The sequence below is a fragment of the Candidatus Neptunochlamydia vexilliferae genome (genome assembly GCF_015356785.1).
In the GTDB taxonomy this organism is placed as follows: domain Bacteria; phylum Chlamydiota; class Chlamydiia; order Chlamydiales; family Simkaniaceae; genus Neptunichlamydia; species Neptunichlamydia vexilliferae.
This window is the reverse complement of record NZ_JAAEJV010000082.1, coordinates 1-6,004: the sequence shown is the minus strand read 5'-3', so window position 1 is coordinate 6,004 and position 6,004 is coordinate 1. Positions and strand designations below refer to the sequence as shown.

Genomic DNA, 6,004 nt, shown 5'->3' with positions numbered 1-6,004 from the left:
CAAAAAAAATCCACTGAACCGACACAGCTTCGGAGCCGAAGGCGAAGAAAAGCTACGTCGTGAAGTGTTACCTCAGCATGCTGTATTTTGAACCATGCCCTTTTTTGCGACATTTTGGAATAAATACTATGTGGTATTTGCAATCCCATCTAGAATGGGTTAAGCTTTCATAAGACGATGTTGTCATATATTTTCCTTTTGTTGACCCGTCAAGCCAACAAGGATAATATCGACATCGTCTTTTTTTTACTGAATCAGAGGCCAAGCCTTGGGAGTCCACTAGTCAAACTAGTGGTTTACCTATTGAAATTATGAAGAAGCTTCATCTGAAGTCTAAAGACTCTTAAAAAACTCTCCGTTCGGGGAGAAAACCTCAGCTTTCCATTCAGAAATATTATGAGACTTTGAATCAAAATTAATCCCTACAACAACAATGTTTTTTTCTTGGTTTGAGTACTTGCTTTTATACCCTTTCAGATCAGCTTGTTCAAAAGCACTCTCCGCATCTTTGTCAAGCTTAAACTCCATAATATAAATGGTATGATCAATCTCAAATGCAAGATCAATCCTCCCGATGTTGGTAGGGTCCTCCGCCCTTGTCTTAATTCCCATCCCTTCCAGCAAGATTAAAAAGATGCTGTGATAAAACCCTTCACAAGCATGCTTAAATAAGTGGTAGGGAATTCTAGCAAAGTAAACGTTAATTCTTTTAAAGAATGACTCGAGCTGACATTCAGCCAGATCTTCTCGACACTCCAAAGCCTGTAGCGACACATCAGAGGAACTAATCTGGGCAAACATCTCAATTAAAGAGTCAAAAAAAGCCCGTCTCACCTCTCGATTCGGGAAGTCAAGCGTATAAAGCTCTCTTTCAAAATCATAATCCTTAAAAGAGAGATACCCAGTCTGCCACATCAAAGCTTTAAGACTAATTTGTTTTAGACCGCTAATATTAAGGAGTTCTGAAGACCGCGATTTGATGCCACTAAGCTGGAAGGTCGGCTTAGGCATATTTTTGATAAGCTCGATTAAAAATGATGGGGTTCCCGTATTATACCAGAAGCTTTGAGGAACCCCAGTTGCTAAAAAATTCAGCGTTGAAAAAGGGTTATAGACCTTGAAGTTTTCTTGAGAAAACTGGTATCCGTTATACCAATTCTTCATCTCTTCCAAGACCTTTTCTTCCGTTTGGTTATTCTTAATTCGCTTAATATGTTCTGGAAAACAACGGAGAATCTCCTCTTCCGTATAACCAAAGAGCGTCGCATACTCAGGAAGAATGGTCAAATCTTGAAGGTTATTAAAACCCGAAAAAAGCGAGACTTGAGAAAATTTACTAATGCCCGTTGTAAAGGTTAGCTTTAGAGAATCATCCAGCCCCTTAAGAGCGCCAAAAAAGTCTCCAAGTAAAGTGCGATTTCCCTCAGCAATCTCTACAGATTTTAGGTGATCAATAATTGGCTTATCATACTCATCGATAAGCACAACAACCTTCCCCTTTTTATAGAGCTCTTTGACAAGGTTCGACAAGCCTTCTTTAGCTGAGGGAATATCAATAGTAACCTTATGTTCTTCGGCAATCGTTTGTAAGGTCCTCTGAAGGCTTTCCTCTAAACGCGTTGGGTTATCCGTTAAAATCTGGGTAAAGTCAAAGTGGATAATCGGATGGTTATTCCATTTGTAATCGATCGAATAAATATTGAAATCTTTAAAAAGCTCTTTATTTCCTTTTAAAATCTCTTTAAGAGTATTAATAAAAAGAGATTTACCAAAGCGCCTTGGCCTGGAAATAAAGTAGTGTTTTCCTGTTGTCACAAGCTTATGAGCAAAAGATGTTTTATCAACATAGACATAATTTTCTTGAATAATGTCTGTAATCGACTGAATGCCAATAGGTAAATTTTTCACAAAGCTTCCTGATGCTTAAAGCTCTGATTATACCTCATGAAGTCTTTCACATCAACGAACCTTAAGGACGACCAGAGTAAGATCGTCGTGCTGAGAACACCCTTCGGCAAAAAGGGCCACCTCTTCAACGATTTGGTTGACGATTTCTTGAGGAGATTCCCCTTTTTTCTCTTGGAAAGAGTGCATGAGCCGCTCCTCCCCAAACATCTCCATCGCCTCGTTGTGGGCCTCGACGACCCCGTCGGTAAAAAAGAGGAGGAGATCGCCCGATTCTAGCTGTTTTTTGGCAGTCGCGACCTTCTCAAAGGGCTCGACGCCTAACGCCATTCCAGGGGTGGTGAGCTTTTCAACCGCTCCACTCTTCTTCAGAAGAAAGGGAGGGAAGTGACCACAGTTGGTATACTCGAGCCGCTTGGTTTTTGGATCGAAGGCGGTGACAAAAGCGGTGACAAAAACCCCGGTATCGCCAGCATCTTCACAAAAGAGATTATTGGTCTCTTTGACCGCTTGATCTAAGGTTTGATGGATCTGCCCAAAGCTTCGTAGCATACTCCGAACACTGAGCGAGTAGAGACAAGCTGAAATCCCCTTCCCTGCGGTATCGGCAATGGAAAGGAGGAGTTTTCCGTCGGGAAGAAAGTCATAAAAATCGCCGCCCACCTCTTTGGCAGAGATAAAGCGAGCCCCTAGTGACACGCCTGGAAAATCGGGAAGTTTTTTTGGTAGGATCGACCGTTGCACCTCTTCCCCAATGAGAAGTTCTGTCTCGTACGCCTCTTTTTCAAGTCGCTCTTTTTGGGCAGCTTCCATGTTTTCTTTGAGCGAGTCAACCGTTTCGTTAAAGATGTTTCCAATGGCATTGATCTCAAACCCCATCGGCTCTGGAGTAAAATGTTCTTCCAAGTTTCCTTTCCCCACTTTTCCCATCACTTCGATGAGACTGCGGAGCGGTTTGGAAAGTTTTTTCGTGAGAAGAAGTGCTCCTCCACCTCCGATAACAAGGATAAGAATTAAGGCGATCGCCACTTTCAAAATGAGGAAAGGAATATCGACAAAGTTGACCGACTCAGGGGCTGAAATGACAAGCGAAAAGTTGGTATGGGGAACCGCTCGCTCTAAAGAGATATAGGTTTCTCCCTCAAGATGAAACGTTTTTCCGATGGGGCGGGTAAAGTGGCGCCCTTTCAGCTCCTCATTGGTTGAAAGGAGGATCGTCCCATCACCATCGATGAGTGAGGTGGAAGCGGCATAGAGAATATCCTTTTCAATCGGAAAGTCTTGGGTGATGTGGCGGGCAACAAAAGAGACCGTCCACGCCCCACTTTCTTTCCAATCATAGTAGGTGAGATAAAAGATCTCTGTTTTCGGGTCGATCACAAAGGTGACTCCCTTCTTTGCTTGGCTCACAATCTGGGTAAAATCTTTACCCTTAAGCTCTGAACTTGAAGATAGGTCGCAGACATAGTCTCCCTTTTCTCCCTGCTTAAGATGAAAAAGGGCCAAAACATCATCTTCCGCAACGAGCTTTTTAAGAATTCCTTCTTGGTCATTTGTCAGCGGATAGAGGGTGGCAATGGCTGATAAAAGGTCCATATCATGAGAAACGACACCAGTAATGATCCCCACCTTTTCATCCATTAAGATTCTAAGTATAAAGTAATTATTTTCTTTTTTAAGGCGGCTATCCTCAGAGTAGAGAAGGGTGATAAGGGCAAGGAGAGGAACGACCATGAAGAGCATGGCTATCAAGATGATCCGGGAGGCGAGTGACCCCCGAATTCCCTTAAATGACCCTTTCATGTTATAATTCCCCCTAGACACCATGGTACCAAAAACAGTTACGAGTTTACAACACCCAATCGTCAAGCATCTCGTTAAACTCCGTAAGGAGAGGCTTTACCGCGATGAAAAAGGTTTTCTCCTCCTCGAGGGAAAGAAGATGATTCTTGAGTTTCAGGGGGAGATCGAGACCTTGATCACCACCGAGGAAACCTCCATCCCCGCTAAAAACCGTTATGTGGTTCCTCCAGAAGTGATCAAAAAAATTGCAGACACCTCCTCTCCAGAGCCTTACCTTGCAGAAGTTCCCCTGCCTCCTCCCGCTCCACTTGAGGGAAAGCGGCTGATTGCCCTGGACCGCATTAACGATCCTGGCAATTTAGGAACCCTTCTGCGGACCGCCTTAGCCCTTGGTTTTGAAGGAGTTTTTCTCCTTTCCTGCGCTGACCCCTTTTCCCCCAAAGCCCTCCGCGCTGCAAAAGGAGCGACCTTTCACCTACCTATTCGACAAGGAAGTGAAGAGGAGCTTCTCTCCCTTATGTCTAACCGTCATATTTATGTCGCTGATGCTCAAGGAATGGAGAATACAACTTTTACGACCCCACTCATCTTGGTTTTGGGAAGTGAGGCGCATGGTCCCTCCCCTGCCCTTAAAAGTCAGGGAACATTGATCTCCATTCCGATGAGCGATAAGGCTGAATCGCTCAATGTTGCCGTCGCTGGTGGGATCTTGATGCACAAAATGGGAGAGAGTCGATGAGAGACGACTATCTAGATTACGAAGAAGCCTTTTACTCCAGTGGCAAAAGAGAAAGCCGGAAAGAGCGGCGACAAACCCAAGCCAAGGATCGCTCCAAGTACAAAAAAACCGACCAGGTCAAACAAGAAAAAACGGTCACCTTAGGAGAAAATGATCGGCGGGGACGGGTTTTAAAAATCTCTCCCGACATCATCACTGTTACCTGTGACAACACAGCCTTTGACTGTACCCTAAAAGGGGCTCTTAAAAAAGAGAAGACAAAGCAAAAAAATCTGATCGCCGTCGGTGACTGGGTCTACTTTGATCCCTCACAGACGATTTTTCATGTTGAAGCGCGCACCTCTTTTTTACGTCGCGCTGAAAATTTATCCCGTCGCAAACACCAACTCATCGCCGCTAATATCGACCAGGTTTTTATCGTCACCTCTCTTGTTTCTCCAAAGTTTAAGCCCCTTTTAATCGACCGGTATATCCTCTCGGCAAAAGAGGGGAACATGGACCCGATTATTGTGGTGAACAAGCATGATCTTTTAATGGCTCCTCCCGAAAACATTTCGGCCGATGAGGCCGCTGCCGAAAAACTTGTGTTCGAAGAGTTTTTAGAGGCCTACCAGCCGCTCGATATTCCTATCGTTGTCTTAAGTGTTGCAACCGGAGAAAATCTCCATGAGCTTAAAGCGCTTATGGAAAATAAAACCTCGGTTTTTTCTGGCCAGTCGGGAGTGGGGAAAACCTCGCTCATCAATGCGATCTTTGGAAGCGATCTTCCCATCGGTCCCATCGCTCTAAAGACCAATAAAGGGTCTCACACCACCACCAATGCAGAGCTGGTTACCCTAGAAAATGGGGCCTTTTGCATTGACACTCCCGGAATCAAAAGCTTTGGGCTATGGCAAAACGATCCCGCTGCCATTCTTGAAATTTTCCCCGATTTCATTCCCTTTGCAGCTGACTGCAAATTTAAAACCTGCACCCACATTCACGAACCCGAGTGTGGCATTAAAAAAGCGCTCGAAGAAAAAAAACTCGCCCCTCTCCGCTACGCTTCCTACCTCACCCTTTTAGAAGATACGCCCCCAAAAGAGTGGGAATAAAACACTCCATTTGCTAGGGCGTGTAATCAATTACACTTCGTTGCCTTAGTTTTTTATGAGGAAAATTTGGCATGGTTCAAAATAGGGTAACAATTTTTGGTCTTATGAAAGATGCGTCGGGGGCAAGCCCCCTGCTGCCCCCTTGAGCTTCAATCTGGCAAGCCAAATCGACCCTCCTCGGGGGGCCGTGCAAAGCACTGTTCCACCCCTCGTGCGGGGCGATTTTGCAGAGCCATCTTGAAGCCGCGGACAGCTCACCGCATGGCTTTTCTTCGCCTTCGGCTCCGAAGCCATGTCAGTTCGCTGGAAAGGTTTTTTCCTAGAAAACCTTGCACATCTTTCACGAAGGACCAAGTTTTTTTTCCAGGTTTTTAGCCACTTAGGATCGACGAATTTCGACAGCTTTCGCGTTGCCTAAAACCAATTCTTGAGCTTGTTTGGGTATAACAAAAAAATTCACTGA

The 6,004-nt window shown here is 44.7% G+C and carries 4 protein-coding genes and 1 pseudogene; 2 read left to right on the top strand and 3 right to left on the bottom strand.

What is annotated here, in order from left to right:
• Positions 1 to 100: 100 nt before the first annotated feature.
• The 3 genes and pseudogenes from NEPTK9_RS10060 to NEPTK9_RS08890 form a co-directional block, all read right to left on the bottom strand.
• Positions 101 to 187: pseudogene (locus tag NEPTK9_RS10060) on the bottom strand (IS200/IS605 family transposase); the annotation flags it as partial.
• Between the two features lie 146 nt (positions 188 to 333).
• Positions 334 to 1,908 (bottom strand): AAA family ATPase, encoded by a 1,575-nt coding sequence (locus NEPTK9_RS09910; RefSeq protein ID WP_194848481.1) that lies wholly within the window; start codon positions 1,906 to 1,908, stop codon positions 334 to 336.
• A gap of 51 nt (positions 1,909 to 1,959) precedes the next feature.
• On the bottom strand, positions 1,960 to 3,708 hold the full coding sequence (locus tag NEPTK9_RS08890) for a PP2C family protein-serine/threonine phosphatase (protein ID WP_194848480.1): 1,749 nt from the start codon (positions 3,706 to 3,708) through the stop codon (positions 1,960 to 1,962).
• A 22-nt stretch (positions 3,709 to 3,730) separates the two neighbouring features.
• Between NEPTK9_RS08890 and NEPTK9_RS08885 the strand changes: the two genes are divergently transcribed.
• Positions 3,731 to 4,447, top strand: a complete 717-nt coding sequence (locus NEPTK9_RS08885) for a TrmH family RNA methyltransferase (protein ID WP_194848479.1) — start codon at positions 3,731 to 3,733, stop codon at positions 4,445 to 4,447.
• The gene (rsgA, locus tag NEPTK9_RS08880) at positions 4,444 to 5,541 is read left to right on the top strand and encodes a ribosome small subunit-dependent GTPase A (RefSeq protein ID WP_194848478.1); all 1,098 of its coding nucleotides are present in this window, start codon (positions 4,444 to 4,446) and stop codon (positions 5,539 to 5,541) included. The genes NEPTK9_RS08885 and rsgA overlap by 4 nt, the downstream gene beginning before the upstream one ends.
• Positions 5,542 to 6,004 lie beyond the last annotated feature (463 nt).